General features: G+C 37.0%; 12 protein-coding genes. 4 read left to right on the top strand and 8 right to left on the bottom strand.

Annotated features, from left to right (window positions below):
- Positions 1-41: 41 nt before the first annotated feature.
- The 8 genes from L6773_RS04425 to L6773_RS04390 all read right to left on the bottom strand — a co-directional run bounded on the left by L6773_RS04425 (position 42) and on the right by L6773_RS04390 (position 12667).
- Positions 42-1253 (bottom strand): exo-alpha-sialidase, encoded by a 1212-nt coding sequence (locus L6773_RS04425; RefSeq protein ID WP_237852645.1) that lies wholly within the window; start codon positions 1251-1253, stop codon positions 42-44.
- Between the two features lie 18 nt (positions 1254-1271).
- Entirely contained in the window at positions 1272-2729 is a 1458-nt protein-coding gene (locus L6773_RS04420; RefSeq protein ID WP_237852644.1) for a sulfatase family protein, read from the bottom strand.
- A 167-nt stretch (positions 2730-2896) separates the two neighbouring features.
- Entirely contained in the window at positions 2897-3655 is a 759-nt protein-coding gene (locus L6773_RS04415) for a phytanoyl-CoA dioxygenase family protein (RefSeq protein WP_237852643.1), read from the bottom strand.
- 233 nt (positions 3656-3888) lie between these two features.
- On the bottom strand, positions 3889-5529 hold the full coding sequence (locus L6773_RS04410; RefSeq protein WP_237852642.1) for a RagB/SusD family nutrient uptake outer membrane protein: 1641 nt from the start codon (positions 5527-5529) through the stop codon (positions 3889-3891).
- Between the two features lie 30 nt (positions 5530-5559).
- Positions 5560-8556, bottom strand: a complete 2997-nt coding sequence (locus tag L6773_RS04405; protein ID WP_237852641.1) for a SusC/RagA family TonB-linked outer membrane protein — start codon at positions 8554-8556, stop codon at positions 5560-5562.
- Positions 8557-8871: 315 nt separating this feature from the next.
- Positions 8872-9888, bottom strand: a complete 1017-nt coding sequence (locus L6773_RS04400) for a LacI family DNA-binding transcriptional regulator (RefSeq protein WP_237852640.1) — start codon at positions 9886-9888, stop codon at positions 8872-8874.
- A gap of 734 nt (positions 9889-10622) precedes the next feature.
- Positions 10623-11474 (bottom strand): hypothetical protein, encoded by an 852-nt coding sequence (locus L6773_RS04395; protein ID WP_237852639.1) that lies wholly within the window; start codon positions 11472-11474, stop codon positions 10623-10625.
- Positions 11475-11698: 224 nt separating this feature from the next.
- A complete protein-coding gene (locus L6773_RS04390; RefSeq protein WP_237852638.1) occupies positions 11699-12667 on the bottom strand; it encodes a toll/interleukin-1 receptor domain-containing protein in 969 nt (322 codons plus the stop codon).
- Between the two features lie 216 nt (positions 12668-12883).
- Here L6773_RS04390 and L6773_RS04385 point away from each other — a divergent pair, with 216 nt between their 5' ends.
- Genes L6773_RS04385 through L6773_RS04370 form a run of 4 tightly spaced genes read left to right on the top strand, consistent with a single transcriptional unit; the run spans position 12884 to position 19201 of the window.
- On the top strand, positions 12884-14476 hold the full coding sequence (locus L6773_RS04385; protein ID WP_237852637.1) for a type I restriction-modification system subunit M: 1593 nt from the start codon (positions 12884-12886) through the stop codon (positions 14474-14476).
- 1 nt (position 14477) lies between these two features.
- Positions 14478-15698, top strand: coding sequence for a restriction endonuclease subunit S (locus L6773_RS04380; RefSeq protein WP_237852636.1), 1221 nt, complete (start codon positions 14478-14480; stop codon positions 15696-15698).
- Between the two features lies 1 nt (position 15699).
- Positions 15700-16341 carry an abortive infection family protein gene (locus L6773_RS04375; RefSeq protein ID WP_237852635.1) on the top strand — a complete coding sequence of 214 codons (642 nt, stop codon included), beginning with the start codon at positions 15700-15702 and terminating at the stop codon, positions 16339-16341.
- Complete coding sequence (locus tag L6773_RS04370; RefSeq protein ID WP_237852634.1) at positions 16334-19201, top strand: type I restriction endonuclease subunit R; 2868 nt, start codon at positions 16334-16336, stop codon at positions 19199-19201. Before L6773_RS04375 ends, L6773_RS04370 begins: the two co-directional genes overlap by 8 nt.

Below are 19201 nucleotides of genomic sequence, written 5' to 3'. Positions count from 1 at the left end.
TGTGATTTGTCATTTATTATGATGATTAATTTTTAGTTTATCTAAGGAGTCCAACTAGTTATAGCTATATATCGGTAAGGGTCTTCATTTTCATCAAGTGAATGATTCCAATAGTAAGCTATAACTACTTCACCATCGGGCTTTACAACTGCTTTAGGATAACCGACATCACTATTTGCCCCATCATTTTCTCTTAAAATAATCTCTTTACCCCATGTATGTCCCTCATCATTACTTATTTTTGCCGCAAGTACGGAGCTACTGCTTTCAATAGAATCAACTTCCCAATTGCGCTTGCGTTCAATATAAATTAGTACAAGTCGTCCATCTGGAAGCTTTACTAATGCTGGTGGGGAGTTTACATGCTTTTTGACTGGATCTTCCAATTTTGTCCATGATAAACCATTATCACCAGAGAGATAACTTGTAATCCACACCTTACCTCCATCACCTTCACGATGCCTAATCGTTGTTAATATCTTTGAGTTTGACAGCCTCACTGTAGACGGCATTAAGGAGTAGTCATTTCTACCAGAGATCTCTTCTGATTTTGTAAAATCAGGACCAACATATGATATGAGATCCCAACTTAATCCTCCATCATCAGTTCTTGCAATAGCTGTTCTCCCATGGCCTATTGAAAGCATTGTTGATAGTTCATTTTTACTATCAACAAAATAGTCAGTTCGGTTTGTTATACCAGCAGGGTCAAGATTAGGAAAAGTATAAGGGCCAAACCAAGATTTCCCACGATCATATGTGTAATAGAAATGTGTAGGTCCGTTTCGGTTAGTTTCTCGCTGAAATAATAATGCGAAATTTGGATTTTGAAAATCAATAGGGTTTTCCAACTCTTTTGGTTTGAGTGCCCTACTGCCAATCTGATGATCCATAGCTTTACCAGTTATTCCCTGCTCGTAAGCATCCTCAATATTCCATGTCTCTACACTATCAAGACTTCGAGCCAACATATTCCTTGATGTTGATACATCATAAGTATGACCTGAATTTACATTGTAATCATGATCAGCAACTGTAAAGCAAACAAGTATTTCATTTCCCCATATCCACATTCCACCGTTAGCAGGCCAAGCTGCAAATTTACCCTCTTCAAAATAGGCAACTTCATGTTCAATACGCGTACTTGGCTCTTCATCTAAAACTTCTTTATGTACATATCCACCTAGCATAAATAAAAAGACTACTAACAGACATAATCTTGGGTATAAATATTTTTTTATTGAATTCATCATAATAAGTTCATTTAATTTTTACAGTAGCATATCATTAATTGCATCCATGATATCAAACATTTTACTATCTAAATTATCAAGTTTTTTTTGTATAGATTCATCAGTATTCTGAATCAAATTGATTTTTTCATTTGGGTCTCTTTCAAGATTGTAAAGTTCATCTTTCCCATCATCAGAAAAGTCGCGAACTAATTTCCACTCAGGAGTTCTGTACGTTCGTAAAGTCTTATATTGTGCAAAAATATTATTATCCCATCCCTCAGTGGTTTCACCCATTAATAATGGTAATGCATTATTACCTCTTAGAGTTACATTTTCCGGTTTTTTAATGCCAGTCATACTCAAAATTGTTGGATACCAATCCAAAAAAGAAATTGTTTCATTGATGAGTGTACCTGGCTTGATCTTATCAGGCCAACGGACGATAGCTGGTACCTTTAAAGAGTAGTCATACATATTTGGACGATTAGAACCATATACACCCATTGGATCTTTTTCATTTTGTGTAAGCCACCTTCCATTTCCTTTGTGCCATAATCCATGATGGCCCATCATATACCCGTGGTCTGAGGTAAATATTATGATTGTATTATTTGTAAGACCTAACTGATCTAAAGAATTCATGATCCTTCCTATGTTACGATCGACACTATGCACACTGGCATGGTATTCCCTTGTCATTCTTTTTACACGATCTACATCCAACTCTGGAAAATTCGGTTCCGGAAGAATAGCATCTCTATTCAACCAATAATTCAAATCTTCATCTTTTAAAGGTAGCCAGGATCGATCATCATATGGAGGTTGGTATCCTTCTGGGAATTGGGTGTTAGCATGAGGTGCCCAATAGTGTAATGATATGGCAAAAGGCTTATTTTGCTGATGGAAGCTATTTATTTGCTTTATTGTAAGATCAGTCAACACATCTGGAGTATACTCACCATCAATACTTTTCCATTCACTTTCACTCCACACATCAGGCGATTTTGATTTAAACCCACCAACTGGAAATCCCACAAAAAATTTATAGCCTCTTTGATTGGGTAAATACTTTTCATTTTTCCCTAAATGCCATTTCCCAATTAATGCCGTTTGATATCCATTCTGTTGCAATACCTCGGGCCAAGTTACTAAAGTCGTATCCATTCCAATTTCTGAGTCTACAGGAATGTAATCCATTATATTTGTTTCACTTGGATAGCGACCCGTAATTAAAGAAGCTCTAGCCGGGCTACAAACAGCACTTGTTGCAAAAGCATTTTCAAATAAAGCTCCTTGCTCAGCCAATTTATCTAACTCAGGCGTAAAACTATTTGGATTGTCATTAATACTTAGCGTCCAATTTGCTTGGTCATCTGTCAGTATGAATAAAATATTTGGCGGCTTTTCAGCATGATTACTTTCAGGATAATAAGTGCACCCCATCATACATGTCATTACCAGTACAAATACATATAAAATGATATATTTTTTCATTTTAAAATTTATACAAGCTTAAATAAATATTTTTTCGAGCTTAATAAGATGTAATAAGTTCAAATACGAACACATTGATGACAAAACTTTCTTCAATTTACCTTTCCTTTTAAATGAATATTGGATAGTTGACCTAATATTTAGCTCTGTAGTAAAGCTTTAAAAATTCAATCAACTAACTGACCATCAATGATAACTGGCTCGCCACTACTATAAACACCTTTTGATTCGTCAGAATGCAAAAATAATTCAGGAGTAAATGCTATGAAATAACTTCTTCTTGGCCTGTCTGTACTATTCGCTCCGCTCTTATGAAGAAGAAAGCTTGAAAATGCTACCAATGTTCCTGCCGGCACCTCAACTAAATCCCCTTCATCATCTCCATCATAACCAACCATTGCACTTAAATCATCATCCCAAATGTGTTTTATGAGTTTACGGGAAGGAGAGCGTGAAAATGGTAGAACTGATATTGTACCATTTTCTTCGCTCATGTCATCAAGTGCAATCCAGCATGTTAGGTATGGTTTGTGCTGCTCCGCACCACCTTGATAAACTGAATAACCACTATCTTGATGCCAAGCAAAATTTGTATTTGAATCTGTCATTTTTACTACAAATTGTTCACTATGAAGAAATGCTGTATCTCCTATTGTAGCTTTACACACCTCAGCTACTTTATTATTAAATATTATATTCTCCAGTCTTGGATGAGTTTTGTGAGGTTGGTGGATAAAATATTTTTTCCCTAAAACATTAATTCGATCTTTTTCTACCCCTCTCTTGCTCATATCTTTTTCAGTCTCAGCAACTTTAGTATCACATATATTCCTTACCATTTCTAGTTCCTCATTTTCAAGAAACTTTGGTACAATCATAAAACCTTCATGGCGATATTGTTTTAACTGATCTCTAGTTATATTCATAATTGTAACTCAATTTTTATCTGCTTGAAGTAAAACGTCTTCGATAGACTAATTTTAAAATTTGTTGATTTTTATAGAGATAATTTTTCAATAAATTCCATTTTTGTTCCATCTAAATATATTTTTAAGGTTTTTACTTATAATAAAATCTCATAAAAGGGGGAGATTTGTTAACTCCCCACTTTTATAATCGATGAAAATGAAATGATTAATCTATAAAATGGTCTCGACCATCAGTACCCTGGATTCTGTTCTAATTCAGAACCAAAATTCGCGTCTATTGCCTCTTGGGGTATAGGCCAAAGATTATGGTAATCCTGAATAGTCTCTCTAGGTTCTTCCAAAAGTGCCCATTCACGAACTCTTTCAACTAATTTACCCATTCGCATTAAAGTACGTTTTCTAGAAGCTTCAAACATTAACTCTCTTGCACGTTCATCCAAGATAAAATCTATCGTAACTTCTCCTGCTCCAATAGGTGAAGCATTAGCTCTGGCGCGAACAGCATTTATATCATCAGCAGCACTCTGGTTGTCTCCTAATCTATGGTATGCTTCCGCACGTAATAAATAGGTTTCTGCCAATCTGTAAACATACACATCCTTATTAATTCTGCCTGAGGATGTATTATCTTCCCATGGTGGGCCCTCAATTTTCCTTGGATACTCATATAAATGTCGTAATGTATCCTCTCTGGTCAAGTTCTCTTTTTTAATCTCTTCACCAAAGTGAGATGATTGAGGATTATTATAATAGAATGTTCTTCTGAAGTTGTATTCTGAATTTCTTATGTCATTATCATCATTCCAAATATGATACCTGGAATAATTTGTAGTTGTAGTATGGCCTACCCCTCTACCAAGTTCAGCAGTTGGAATATTACCAAAACCATCAGGCGCAGAAATTTTAGTTAAAAATGGTCCTAAATTCCGTATATATGCGTTTCCATTTCTATTTCCACCACCGCCCTGTACGAAATGTTCGAATTGCCAAATGTATAAAGATTCCAAATTTCCGGAGCTTCTTCGATGATTTCCTGATTTGTGTAAGTCAGAATAAACGTCACCAGGCTCCCCTGCACTACTCCCAAATCTCTCCGTCATTAATCGGTAATTTGGAGAATTTATAACAGTTGAAGCACTTTCAATCGCTTCATTATACTGGCCTAAACTTATATAAACTTCAGCCAATAGATGATTTGCCATCGCACTTGTAGCTCTACCATCTTGACCACTTTCAACAACTTCCGGGAGCCATTCCGCAGCAAATTCTAAATCATTCTTAGCAAATTCGTAAACTTCATCTCTACTTGCTCTTACATAGTCAAATTTTGGCTCTGCTCGGACTTCTTGTACAATTGGAACTCCACCCCAATAATTCGCCAATAAATTGTATGTATATCCCCTAAAAAACCGAGCCTCAGCTATCACTCTGTTTTTTTCTTCCTCATTTTCCCATATATCATCTAATTCTGGATTTTGAGCAGATTGTATAATTGTATTGGCCTGAACAATCATCTGACCATATGCCCAATTCCAATAAGTTGTGATATTACCATTTGGAAAAGATTGTGGTGTTAAATTTGAATAATTTCTGGCTGAGGATCTTTCAGTTGCTGCATCCTCACCAAGATCAGTTCCCGCAAAATTAGCAATGAAATAATTATCATCACCATTAGTTAACTCCTCTCTTGCATTTCTTACCAAACCTATCAAATAAGCTTCAAATCCAGCTTTATTTGTTAGAGTAGTTTCTGAACTTACTGATGACTTTGGAGTTTCATTCAGCAAATTATCATCATCACAAGAATTCAACAAAATGAATCCTAGAAATAATACAATCCCTATTAATAATTTTGTTTTTAAAGTATTCATAATCAGTGAGTTTTAAATTTTTTCTGTTTATTAGAGCCCCAGGCTTATTCCAAAAGCAACTGTTCTTGACAATGGAAATGCACCATCTGATCCTGGACCTTGTAAGGTTTCTATATCATTTGCACTTTCAGGATCTGAACCTATCCAATCAGTAATTGTTAATAGATTTTTTGCACTTAAATAAAGCCTTAAATTTGTTAATCCGATCTGACTTAATGTTGACTGATTAAATTCATAGGAGAGTGAGATATCACGAACCCTAAAAAAGTTTCGATTGAAATACCAATGTGTATCAAGTGTATTGGTATAAACCAACGAAGGTCTAGAGTTTGACTGATTTTCAGACGTCCACCAATTATTATCAATTCCACCAAATGCTCTTCCAGGTACTATTGGATTTATTAAATCATAAATCCCCTTCCAACCTAACATTGCATTCATCACTACTGATAACTCAAAATTTTTATAACCAAATCGGTTCGTCAAACCAAATTGATACTTTGGATTTGTACCTGATCCGACTACTTTTCGATCATCGGCATTAATGACACCATCCCCATTTAAATCTTTCACTTTTACATCTCCGGGCTGAAAACCCTGTGGAATATTTGGATCACCCTGTTGATAAATGCCATCAAACTCATAATCATAGTAAGAATTAATTTCCTCGCCTATGAACCAACTATTTGATATGCTATCGTCTTCTCTTCCATCACCATCGAGATCTGTTCCAAAAAGATGAACAATTCTATTTCGGTTATAAGATGCAGATATGGATGTTCTCCATGAGAAATTAGAGCTTTGAATGTTATGTGAATTCAGTGATAATTCGATTCCTCTATTATTAACTTCACCTATGTTGGTTAATATGTTATCAAAACCACCCATTATAGGTATCGATCTTCTCACTAATAAATCATTAGTATCACTATTATAAAGTTCCAAGGCGCCTCCAAAACGACCTTCGAATAATTCAAAATCAATTGCAGCGTTGGTAGTTGTAGTGGTCTCCCATTTTAGATCTTCATTACCCAGTCTTGATGTAATAACTCCAAGTGGATTATTGCCTCCAAAAATATAACGTGTTGTTTGATCAAGAGTGAGTGATTGGTATGGCTGAATCGCTTCGTTTCCAACAGAACCATGGGATAATCTAATTTTTAAAAAATTTATCGCATTTACATCATCCATAAAGGATTCATCTGAAATAATCCATGCAAATGCCCCTGAAGGTAGAATGGCATATTTATGGTTCGCTGCAAATACTGAACTGCCATCTCTTCTCGCTGTAAGAGTAAAAAGATATCTATCTTTAAATTGATAATTAATTCTCCCCATATACGAGACACCGTCTACTTCTTCCGCGTATGAGTTAATAGAAGGATTAGATCCCAGACTCAAGTTATCAAAACCTAAGCCATCCAATTCTAATTGACCTGCATTTGTATTTGTAAACTCAAGCTCTGAGTGCCTTCTTCCGTATAATAAAGTTACATCGAAAGAATTATTTTCATTTATTTGGCCGTCATATGAGAGAATATTTTCAAGCTCCCATTTGAAACTATTTCGATTAAATTTACTGGCACTTGTTGTATTTACCTCACGATATGTGTCTTGACGCACATAGTTGTAATCATGATCCCATCTTAAATTGGGAGAATAGTTAACTCTATAGCTCAAATTACCACCCCAAACGGTTTTATCTAAGATCGCATAAAGATTACTAAAAAGGTTGTTATAAACTTCATCATTTGTCGTCAGTAGAGGCCCATACATTACATTAGTACTTGCCCTCTCGCTCGAAACTGGATGCTGCCTTGGCTCTCCATCTGGATGGAAGAATGTTCCATAGGGGCTATTTCTAAAAACATTCTGAAGGCTTGGGGGAACTCCAGAGCGATCACGACTGGTATATGTTGTCCTCGTTCCTACGTTTAACCAGTCTGTTACACCAATATCAAAATTACCTCTCAAATTAATTTTTTCTTGATCATCATCAATTAACAAACCTTCTTCTAAGTCATATGATGATGAAATGAAATAATTCAGATTGTCAGTTCTACCTGCAACACTAACATTCATGGAGTTTATTCTGCCTGTTCTTGAAGCTACATCCCAAGGGCTCCGTGAAATTCCTGCATTATAATTTTCAGCTTCGTCAGGTGACAAGTAATCTGCAATTTTACTTGGATCTGCTTCCAATCCACTTTGCTCACGCCAGTCGAGACGTCTTTCCAAATATCGCTCAGGACTTATTAAATTCAACAATTCAGCTTCTTCTGAAAAAGCCGTAAAAAGATTAACATTTATTGTTGGCTTCGAAGTACCAGTCCCCCCCCCTTTAGATGTGACCAAAATAACACCATTTGCAGCTCTTGAACCATAAATAGCTGTTGAACTTGCATCCTTTAGAACCTCCATTGATTCAATGTTATGCGGGTTTATATCACTAATGTCTCCACTAAATATTATACCGTCTAAAACAATTAATGGATCTGTATTAGCACTTAAAGAATTTTGCCCTCGAATTAATAATTGACCACCTTGTCCTGGCCTACCATCTCCCTTAAATAGCACTCCAGAAACATTACTAAGTGATTGTGTTATATTTGTGTTAGGTAGATTATTGTTGACTTCTTCCATATTTACAGAAGATATGGCTCCAGTAATTTGTCTCTCTTGTTGTGCTCCATAACCAATGACAACTAGTTCTCCAGCCATTATAGAAGCTTGGTTTAATGAAATATTGATAACTTCTCTTCCCTCAATCGGTACTTCAGTTCTCTCATAGCCCACATATGAAAACACCAAAACTCCATCCGGCTCTGTATTTATTTCATACTCACCATCAAGATCTGTGGTTGTACCCTGCGAGGTGCCTTGAATGATAATATTTACTCCAGGTAGTGATTCTCCAGTCTCTGCATCAGTAACCGTTCCAGTGACTTCATGATTTTGCGCCATCCCTATAGTGGTTATTGACAACAAAATAATGACCGTATAAATCATTGTATATTTATCGAGCATTTCATTTCTCCATTTTACGCACTTGATAAAAGCGCTTTCTTTTTGTTAAAATGTAATCGTTTACATTTTATTATACAGCTTCGGACAATATTATGCAAAAATATTATAGGTTTTATGTTTATAAAAGGTAAGTATATGTTATTTAATGAATTGAATGCAGAAAAAAGTGCTGATATTCTGTGCAATCATAATTAATATTTAATCCAAGTCCCCTGTTTTCGTTCAGATGCAGCAGAAAAATCTTGAAATAATGTAACCGTTTACAATTCTACTGGCTAGTATCAAATTTGTGACCTTAAGCAGAAATGCAATTTGTTATCCTATATTAATCTTTTTTGTTCCACATGATTCTCTCACGATCAACTCTGGATTGAGAACTACATCAATACTATTAGCTTTCCCATTTTTCAATCTTTTTATAAGCAATTCAGCCGCATTTACACCTAATTCATACCCTGGCTGTTTTACTGTAGTTAAAGGAGGGATTAAGGCTTCAGCCCAGGTAGAATCATCAAATCCTATTATTGCAATATCTTTAGGGATATTTAACTTTTGCTTATATATCTCTTTAATACAGCCAAGCGTCATTAAGTTGTTTGATGAAAAAACAGCTGTAGGCGGTTTCTTTAATGACATAAACTCTTGAATTGCCTCTCTACCCCCCTCTTCAACATAATCACCATAAACTATCAGATTATCTTTTATCTGAATTCCTGATTCTTTTAAAGCTTCTAAATAACCTGCAAGCCTCTCTTCTGTGTTACTTAATCCTTTAATACCTCCTACAAACCCAATCCTTCGATGCCCATTGTCGATAAGCTTTTTTACCGCTTCATAACTTCCTTTTTTATTATTAAGCGAAACAGTATCTATTTTTAAATCTTTTGGCTTCCTGTCAACCATCACCATGGGGAAACCATCATCAACCAGATCTTGAAAAAAATCAAGATTACCTGTTGTAGGCACAATAATTGCGCCAGATACTTTTTCTGATAACATAGCATTTAAAAAGAATCTCTCTTTTTCCGGGTTCTCATTTGTGTTACAAATCATTGTTACTAGTTTATTTTTTGATACTACATCTTCAACACCTTTTGCAACACTTGAGAAGAATGGGTTATCGATATCTGTAATTACTAAACCCACAACCAAAGAATCCGTCTGTTTTACTTTCATTCTTCGGGCTACATGATCCATTCGGTAATTCATATCTTCCACTACTTGCATAACTCGTTTAGCAGTTGATTCCCTTACCTTATCAGAGCCGTTCAAAACTCTCGAGACTGTTGCCGTAGATACTCCAGCAATTTTTGCAATTTTTTTTACCGACATATACTTACCTTTATAAAAATGACTTTAATTCTTGAGCACTTATAAAATTTAATCTCAGCAATTCAAACTTATAGACGAGATTTTATTCAAGAACCCCTTCAATTAATGTAACCGATTACATTAAGTCAACACTTAATTCGTTTTTTAAATTCATTTATCATCTAATATAAAGTCTACAGATAACTACTTGAAGAATAAACAATGAACTGATCGGAGCTTTCGAAAACTGATATACGAACCAAATTGTTACACCTGCTTTACTTGATGCCGGTGATGTTATGAAACTTGGAACTGACGGCCTCAGCTCATAAAAACAAGACACGATTGAATAAAGACCACTATTGGTTATGAATTCCAGATAACCTTTTTATTTGCCTTCTTTTCCTTTCCTCCATTTGTCAACAACTCTTAATGTGATCAAGTCCCAATGGAGGATTTGACCAACCATTATTAATACTATAATCATCAGATCCGGAAAGCATATCTAAATCGCGATCATCGGCAATCAAAAGAACCAATATCTGACATTATGTAATTTTTCAAATCCCTCCCGAATGGGACCGATAGTCTCAAAAAACCGGTTGTCACGATCAATAATATCACCGGCTAAAAAAACGGCATCAACTTGCTTTTGTATTGCCCAACCTACCATAAGGTGCAAAGTGAATTTGGTAAAATTTTACCCATCGCGGCAGAATTGATTATTCTCTAACTAAGTGGGTTCGGTCATGGATTTAATTATTGTTCTGGCGATACAATTTCAATTCTGTACCTTCTAAAATTTTCTCAATCCAATCTGCAGATCTGAGCACTTTTTCTATTGAAATCTGCGGAATATGATCATCTGAATTAATATGTTGAGCTAAGTATTCATCTGATTTAGTATCCAGCCCTTGTCTTCTACAGACCAAATAGCTGACTGATTCTGCTTCAAATTCTCTTGATTGTTTATTTAAATCTCTTCGATCAGGCCATTTTTCATCTGAAGCACTACCTAAATGACCGCAAAAAACATGTGCTAATTCATGAACAACTGTCTGAAAATGGACCTCTTCTTTCTGCCTATTATTAATAGTAATTTCAAATCTGACCATAGGACTGTCAGAGGATTTTCTCGCAACTGCACCTCCCCTTTGTATAATCTCATCTTTTTTAATCAGCTTGAATTTAAATTCTCTTATTGAGTTTGATAATCTGTACCAAAGTTTCTCATCAAAATCTCCTTCAACTCTGAAAGGTTCAAACAAACTCTCTGGAAGATTTTCACCATAAGTGTCGTTCACATCGTATACAAACATAATTGGCCCTCCCGGTTGTAGCATGACCAAAGGTCTTGCATCTTCTTTTATTCTACGACCACGTTTGCGCCAGTTCTTTGGGGTTGCAAACCATGCAGTTTCAGGTTTTTGAACATAAACTAAGGATGTATTAAAAATCGAATATCTCTTGAAGCGAGTTATAAAATCTAAATATTTTAGATACTCTACACTTTTACGAATGAGATGAACTCCGTAGAAAAGCTCATTTAACTGATCTTCTTGGTCTTCAATACCTTCAAAATTTAATCGAGCTTGTCTATTTGGCATTTGTTTAAATTTATACATCCATAATAGATATCCTAGCGGACCATAATTAACTACCTTCTTAACTCCGCAATATTAAAGGCTCTGCCTTCACAAGATATTCCTGATTTCGAATCGTAAATCCAATATCCTCGGTACAAAAATAGCTAACATGTTATATCCCGTTAAAAGCCCTATTTAAATACAATCTCATACAAGTTAAGCTTTACCTATACCATTAAGAATATTCACCTCTGCAAGGGCTCTATCAATTTATCCCATAATAACTCAGCTGCACCTTTAGCGGATAAATTTTTATCCATATCCTGACCGGTATGTAAATTCAGCATCCCAGTAGGAACCAAAAACTGTTGATAACCGTCATCGTTTACGGTAAACATTTCATTAAAACTATTTCTTTCACTTATAGAATTCGAATACATAATAGCCTCTGTTCTCCCAAAACTTGAACCCCTCCAAATTTTACATTGGCTTGCCTGAGTTTGTTGTTTATACACCTTAACCGTAAAAGTTTGTGAATCCATAGGATTGAGAGTAAAATCGACGAATTCATTTCGATTTTTTAGCTCTTGCAGTGAATTTTTGAAAAATTTATTGATGTACTCAAATGACTCCTTCAAAAAATCATCCCTTTCTTTATCAGAAAATGATTTTTTTACTCTAAGATTTGAAGAACGCTGAAGATCTTTTGTTTCAGTTGTTTGAGTTCTCTTTGGCGGAATATTTGATTGATCAGAATCGGATTTTGGTTTCTTACTTTGTGTTTCTTCAATGGCTGTTCTGATTCCAGTAGCAATTTCAGTAAAAGCTTTGTGCTGGTTTGGGTAATCAGTCACTGGCCTTCCATCTTTTGGTAAAGCTTGTAATTTTCCAAAAGGAGCCGAATGCCAATCGCAATGCTCTAATATGATAGGAATTACTCTTGCTTGATTATTTCTATGCCGCTCCAATGCTCTTTTCATTTCAATATCATAACAGTAATCAGAAGCTATAAAATACGGACTGACTAAGAGCAAAATGATAACCGAACTCTCAAGGTTCTCATCGATTTCATTTCCGAATTCATCTCCTGGTAAAATTTTTCGGTCATGCCAAGTAGAAATTAGCCCTTGACGTTTAAGCAAAGAAAGATGAGTCTCCAATTCGTCCCTCAGACTTTCATCTTTATGGGAATATGACATGAAAATTTTTGACATGATAAAGTAGTTTTAATTGTACCCACATATATTGGTGAAGTTTTTCTCTAAAAGATGTGAGAATTTTGTTTAATCCATCAGTAGCTAATAAAAGTTTCTAAAAAAAGAAAATTTTCATCTTTTGCTTATTCCGTTGACCCTTTGAATCCCACCAATCATTTTTATATTGTTTATCAAGAATTGAAGCTACTCTAACAAATCATTCATTGGGTACACATGACAGAAAAACAAAAGCTCAATCAGAAGCTTTGGGATATAGCTAATAACCTTCGGGGCAAAATGGGGGCAGATGAATTCAGGGACTATATTCTTGGGTTTATTTTTTACAAGTATTTGAGTGAAAAGATGCTTCGGTACGCCAACAAGATTCTGGCACCGGATAACATGACCTACCACTCGATTAACCTGAATACCAAACCGGGACAACAGTATCTGGAAGCGGTAAAGGAAAATGCCATTGATGATTTGGGTTATTTCCTGGAACCGGGTGAGCTATTTAGTACCATGGTGATGCGGGGCAATGGCAACGGTAAGGCCAAATTCATTCTGGATGATCTCCAAAAGGTGCTGATTGATATTGAGCAAAGCACGATGGGTACTGACAGTGAGGAAGATTTTGAAAACCTTTTTGAAGATCTGGATTTGGACAGCAGCAAGCTGGGTAAAACTCCGGAGGACCGTAACGAAATTATCGTGAAGGTGATGGAGAAACTGGATGAGGTGGATTTTGAGCTCGACAATCCTGAAAACGATGTGTTAGGTGATGCCTACGAATACCTGATCGGGCAGTTTGCCAGTGGTGCCGGGAAAAAGGCCGGTGAGTTTTATACGCCTCAGGAAGTGAGCTCGGTGTTGGCCAAGCTGGTTACGGTAGGTAAGGAGCGACTTAAAAACGTGTACGATCCCACTTGTGGATCGGGATCTTTGCTGCTCCGTGTGGCACGGGAAGTAGATGAAGTTGGGGAGTATTTTGGGCAGGAAAGCAACCCGACCACCTATAACCTCTGCCGGATGAACATGATTATGCACGATGTGCATTACAGCCGGTTTGATATTAAGAATGAGGATACACTGGAACGGCCTCAGCATATTGATAAGAAATTTGAAGCCGTGGTGGCCAATCCCCCGTTCTCGGCCAAGTGGAGTTCCGACCCGCTGAAGATGAATGACGACCGATTTTCTGCGTATGGAAAACTGGCTCCTAAGAGCCGGGCCGATTTTGCTTTCGTTCAGCACATGATTCACCAGTTGGATGATAACGGAACCATGGCCTGTGTGCTACCTCATGGCGTGTTGTTTAGAAGTGGCGGTGAGGGAACCATTCGTGAGCATATTATTAAGGAGCTGAATTACCTGGATGCGGTGATTGGCTTGCCGGCCAATATCTTTTTTGGCACCTCAATTCCCACTTGTGTTCTGGTGCTTAGAAAACAGCGTACACACTCTGAGCATGTGCTTTTTATTGATGCGAGTGAGCATTATGAGAAAGTATCCACGCAGCATAAGCTCCGACCGGAAGACATTTCTAAGATTATTGAGACCTACAAAGAGTATGTGAGTGGCAATTGGGACTCTGAATACACCGGAGAGCTGGAAGAAAAATACAGCTATATCACCAACCGGGATGAAATTGCCGAAAACGATTATAACCTCAACATTCCCCGCTATGTGGATACCTTTGAGGAAGAAGAAGTGGTGGACCTGCAAGCTGTTGCCCAAGAACTGAAAGCTTTGGATAATAATATCCAGAAAACGGATGAAGCCATTGCCAACTACTGCAAAGAATTAGGGATTGAGGCTCCTTTTTAAGATGAAGAAAAAGTCAGAGCCAAAATTGAGATTCCCAGAATTTAGTAATGATTACAGTATTTTCTTATTAAGTGAAATTGGAAAATTCAGTAAGGGTAAAGGGATTTCTAAAGATGAAGTTATTGAGGATGGAAAAACTGATTGTATTCGTTATGGTGAATTATATACCACATACAGTGAATTAATAGATCACACAGTTTCTAAAACGAATTTAAATGAAAAAGATCTAGAATTAAGTGAAGCAAATGACCTAATCATTCCTTCATCAGGTGAAACTGCAATTGATATTGCTACAGCTTCCTGTGTTAGAAGGTCTGGGATAGCATTAGGTGGCGATATTAACATCATCAAAAGTGATCAAGATTCAACATATTTAGCATATTATCTTAATGGAAAGAAGAGCAAAGATATAGCAAGATTTGCTCAAGGCTCATCTGTTATACACCTGTATTCAACACAACTAAAGTTGTTGAACTTGAATTTACCTTCAAGAAATGAACAGCAAAAAATAGCCGATTTCCTTTCCTCCGTAGATCTGAAAATTCAGCATTTTAGGAGAAAGAAGGAGCTTCTAGAAGAATACAAAAAAGGGGTAATGCAAAAACTCTTTTCTCAGGAAATCCGGTTCAAAGATGAGAAAAGAAAGAATTTTCCTGAATGGAAATACAAAGAATTAGGTGAAATTTCAGATCGGATTACAGATAAGAATGAAGATGAAGAGTATGATTTTGTATTAACGAATTCTGCTGTTCAGGGAGTAGTCAGTCAAACAGAATACTTCGATAAAAGTATCGCAAACAAGAGTAATCTCGGTGGATATTACATTGTTAAAAAGGATGACTTCGTATATAACCCTAGAATCTCCAGTGAGGCGCCGGTTGGGCCCATTAAAAGAAATAAGCTCAAAACGGGTGTAATGTCACCACTCTACTCTGTATTTAGGATAAATGAAAACCATCTCGATTTTTTTGAATACTTCTTTGAAACCACATTATGGCATCGATACATGCACAGTGTGGCCAATTTTGGAGCTCGGCATGACAGAATGAATATTACTGTCGGTGATTTCCAAAAACTACCTATTCCAGTTCCATCTGAAAAAGAACGAGAAATGATTACTGATTTTATTAACACGGTTTCAAAAAAGATAAAAACAGTAAATCAAAAGCTGGAGTTAGCTGAAAAATTCAAAAAAGGATTACTCCAGAAAATGTTCGTCTGATATGATGACTCTAACCCGAAATATCATCGATAAGCATGAAAATATTCATAATGAATTTGGGTACTACAAAAACATCATTGAAAAAATTGAGGAGAATGTAAGCAGCAACCCTGACATATCCATTGAATGCTCAAAATCATTAATCGAAGGAATCTGTAAAACGATATTAGTTAGGCTAGATGATTCTATCACAAAAAAAGAGATTAACAGTTTTGATGTACAAGAATTATTTAAGAATGCCTGCTGGAGATTGAGTACAACTGAAAATCCAATAGAAGAACCTTTTAGCAGACAAGGTTATAATCTTGTCAAAAGAATGGGAGAAATAAGAAATGACAGAGGAGATATCTCTCACGGTAAATCATCGCCAAAGGAATTTGTTAGTACAAAACAAAGTGCCAAAATGATCATGGGAGTAACAGACTCTATTGCCCATTATCTCTTAGAACACTTTTTTAAGATTGATCTATCACATAAAGAGGACATCAAATATGAGGAAAATTTTGATTTCAACGATTACCTTGATGAAGCCTATCTTGATTTTAGCTTAAGCTATAGCGAGGCATTGTTTTATCAGGATAGAGTTGCTTACGAAGAGCAACTCAGGGATTATAAAGATGAACAAGGCATAGAAGATGAGTAGACAATCCGAACATATCCTCGAGCAAGAGCTGGTTAAGCAATTAATCAATCTGGGCTATGAGTATGTAAAGATCAATGATTCGGAAGAACTGTTTGCCAATCTGAAACAGCAATTAGAGAACTTCAACGGCCACACTTACTCAGATCAGGAATTCAATCAGATCCTGAATCACTTGTCCAAAGGCAATGTGTTTGAAAAGGCCAAAACACTGCGAGATCGCTTTGCTTTAAAGCGAGAAGATGAACAAACACTTTATGTTCGCTTTTTCAACAGCGAGGACTGGACACAAAATCACTTTCAGGTAACGCATCAGGTCACCGCAGAGGGCACCTATAAAACTCGGTACGATGTGACGCTGCTGGTAAACGGTCTTCCCCTTGTTCAAATCGAACTCAAACGTCGGGGCCTGGAACTCAAAGAAGCCTTTAACCAAATCAACCGCTACCAACGGCACTCCTTTTGGAGCGATTCTGCCCTATTCCAGTATGTACAGATCTTTGTGATCAGCAACGGTGTAAATACCAAGTATTACGCCAATAACCGGAAGCAGTCGTTCAAACAAACCTTTTTCTGGGCCGATGAGAAGAACAACAACATCACCAAGCTCGAGAAATTTACCGATGCATTTCTGAATAAAAATCACCTCGGCAAGATGATCGCCAAATACATGGTAATGAATGAGACCTTCAAGATCTTGATGGTCCTTCGCCCCTATCAGTATTATGCGGTGGAAGCCATTATCGATCAGGTGAAAAACTCCGAGAAGAACGGCTACATCTGGCACACCACCGGTTCAGGAAAAACGCTGACCTCCTTTAAAGCAAGTCAGGTGATCATGAACCAGCCGAAGATACACAAAGTGGTATTTGTAGTCGACCGCAAAGACCTGGATTATCAAACGGCCAACGAGTTCAATGCCTTCAAAAAAGGCAGCATCGACATGACTGAGAATACCAAAGGCTTGGTCGATCAGCTCAAGGATGTGAATAATAAACTGATCGTAACCACTATTCAGAAGCTGAACTTTGCCATCAAACGAAAGCGATATCATAAACAGATCGAATACCTGCGGGATAAAAAGATCGTATTCATCTTTGACGAATGTCACCGCAGTCAGTTTGGCGATACCCACCAGAGAATTATCAATTTCTTTAATGACTGTCAGTTATTTGGCTTCACCGGAACGCCCATCTTTGCAGATAACGCCATCAAAAATGAATTGGGCAAACGTACGACCAAAGACCTGTTCGATGAATGTCTGCACAAATATGTGATCACCGATGCCATCCGGGATAAGAACGTTTTGAAATTCGCCCTGGAGTATTACAGTACGATAAAGCGAAAGCCAACTGTGGGTGGCGATATCAATGTAGAAGATATTGATCGCGCGGAAGCTATGAGCGATCAGGTAAGGCTCAGTAATATTGCGGACTTTATCATTGCTCAGCATGACCGAAAAACGCATAGCAAAGCATACACGGCAATTTTTGCAGTAAACTGGGTTGATGAGCTTATTACTTACTATGATCTATTCAAAGAAAAGAAAGAAGCGGGCGACCACGATCTTCGAATCGCTACGATCTTTTCCTATGAAACGAATGAAGATGATTCTGACGCCACCGGCGAACTTCCAGATTTCAATTTAGCTGCTGAACCGAAAGGGAAATATCAAACCTCCCACACCCGCGAAAAACTGGATGAATACATAGCTGACTATAATGAAATGTTTGGCACGAATTTTTCCACCTGCGATACAAAGTCCTATGAAAATTATTACAAGGACATCAGCAAGCGTATTAAAGAACGGGAAAAAGAAAGCTTTCAGGACAAAGATCGAATTGATATCCTATTGGTAGTAAATATGTTTCTCACCGGCTTTGATGCAAAAAAGGTCAATACACTTTATGTAGATAAGAATCTAAGATACCACGGGCTCATTCAGGCCTATTCAAGAACCAACCGAGTCATCAATGAGCAAAAGTCTCAGGGTAACATTCTCTGTTTCAGAAATCTAAAAGAAAGAACCGATGAAGCCCTGACATTATTCTCCAATAAAGATGCGAAAGAAGAGATCTTTGTCCCAGAATATGACGAGATCGTAGAACGGTTCAACAGTTCGTTTATCGAGTTGCTTCAAATCGTTCCAACCGTTAAAAGTGTAGACAACCTGGTTTCAGAAGATGATCAGCTTGCCTTTATCAAAGCTTTCCGTGATCTCATGCGGATTTTCAATGTTCTTAAAACCTTTGCGGACTTTGAATGGGATGATCTATCCATGGAAGAGCAACAGTTCGAAGATTACAAGAGCAAATACCTCGATCTGCATGAAATGGTTAAGCATGATCACCAAAAAGAAAAAGTATCCATCTTGGAAGACGTGGATTTTGAACTGGAGCTAATCCACCGGGATGAAATCAATGTAGCCTACATCCTCAAGCTCATCGCCAAGATGAAGCATGCAGAAGGCTCAGATAAAGACAAACAGAAGAAAGCCATCCTCGATATCATTGCCGGAGATGTAGAACTGCGCAGCAAGCGAGAACTCATTGAGAAATTCATTGAAGAGCAGTTACCAAATATCGATGATGTGGATGCCATTCAGGATGAATTCGATAAATACTGGCAGGAACAAAAAGTGCTGGCCCTCAACAAAATCTGTGAAGAGGAAAACCTTGACAAGAAGCAATTCAAGAACTTAGTAAATACTTATGTATTTACAGGTAAAAAACCATTGAACAAGGAAATTCGAGAATGCTTGGAAGAACGACCCAGTGTTTTAGAAGCACATAGAATTTCGCAACGCATCATCAGTAAGATGGATGAGTTTGTGAATGTGTTTGTTGATGAGATGGTGGCTTAG

Source organism: Rhodohalobacter sulfatireducens (assembly GCF_022012475.1).
Lineage (GTDB): Bacteria > Bacteroidota > Rhodothermia > Balneolales > Balneolaceae > Rhodohalobacter > Rhodohalobacter sulfatireducens.
This window is presented reverse-complemented; position numbering and strand designations above follow the sequence as displayed.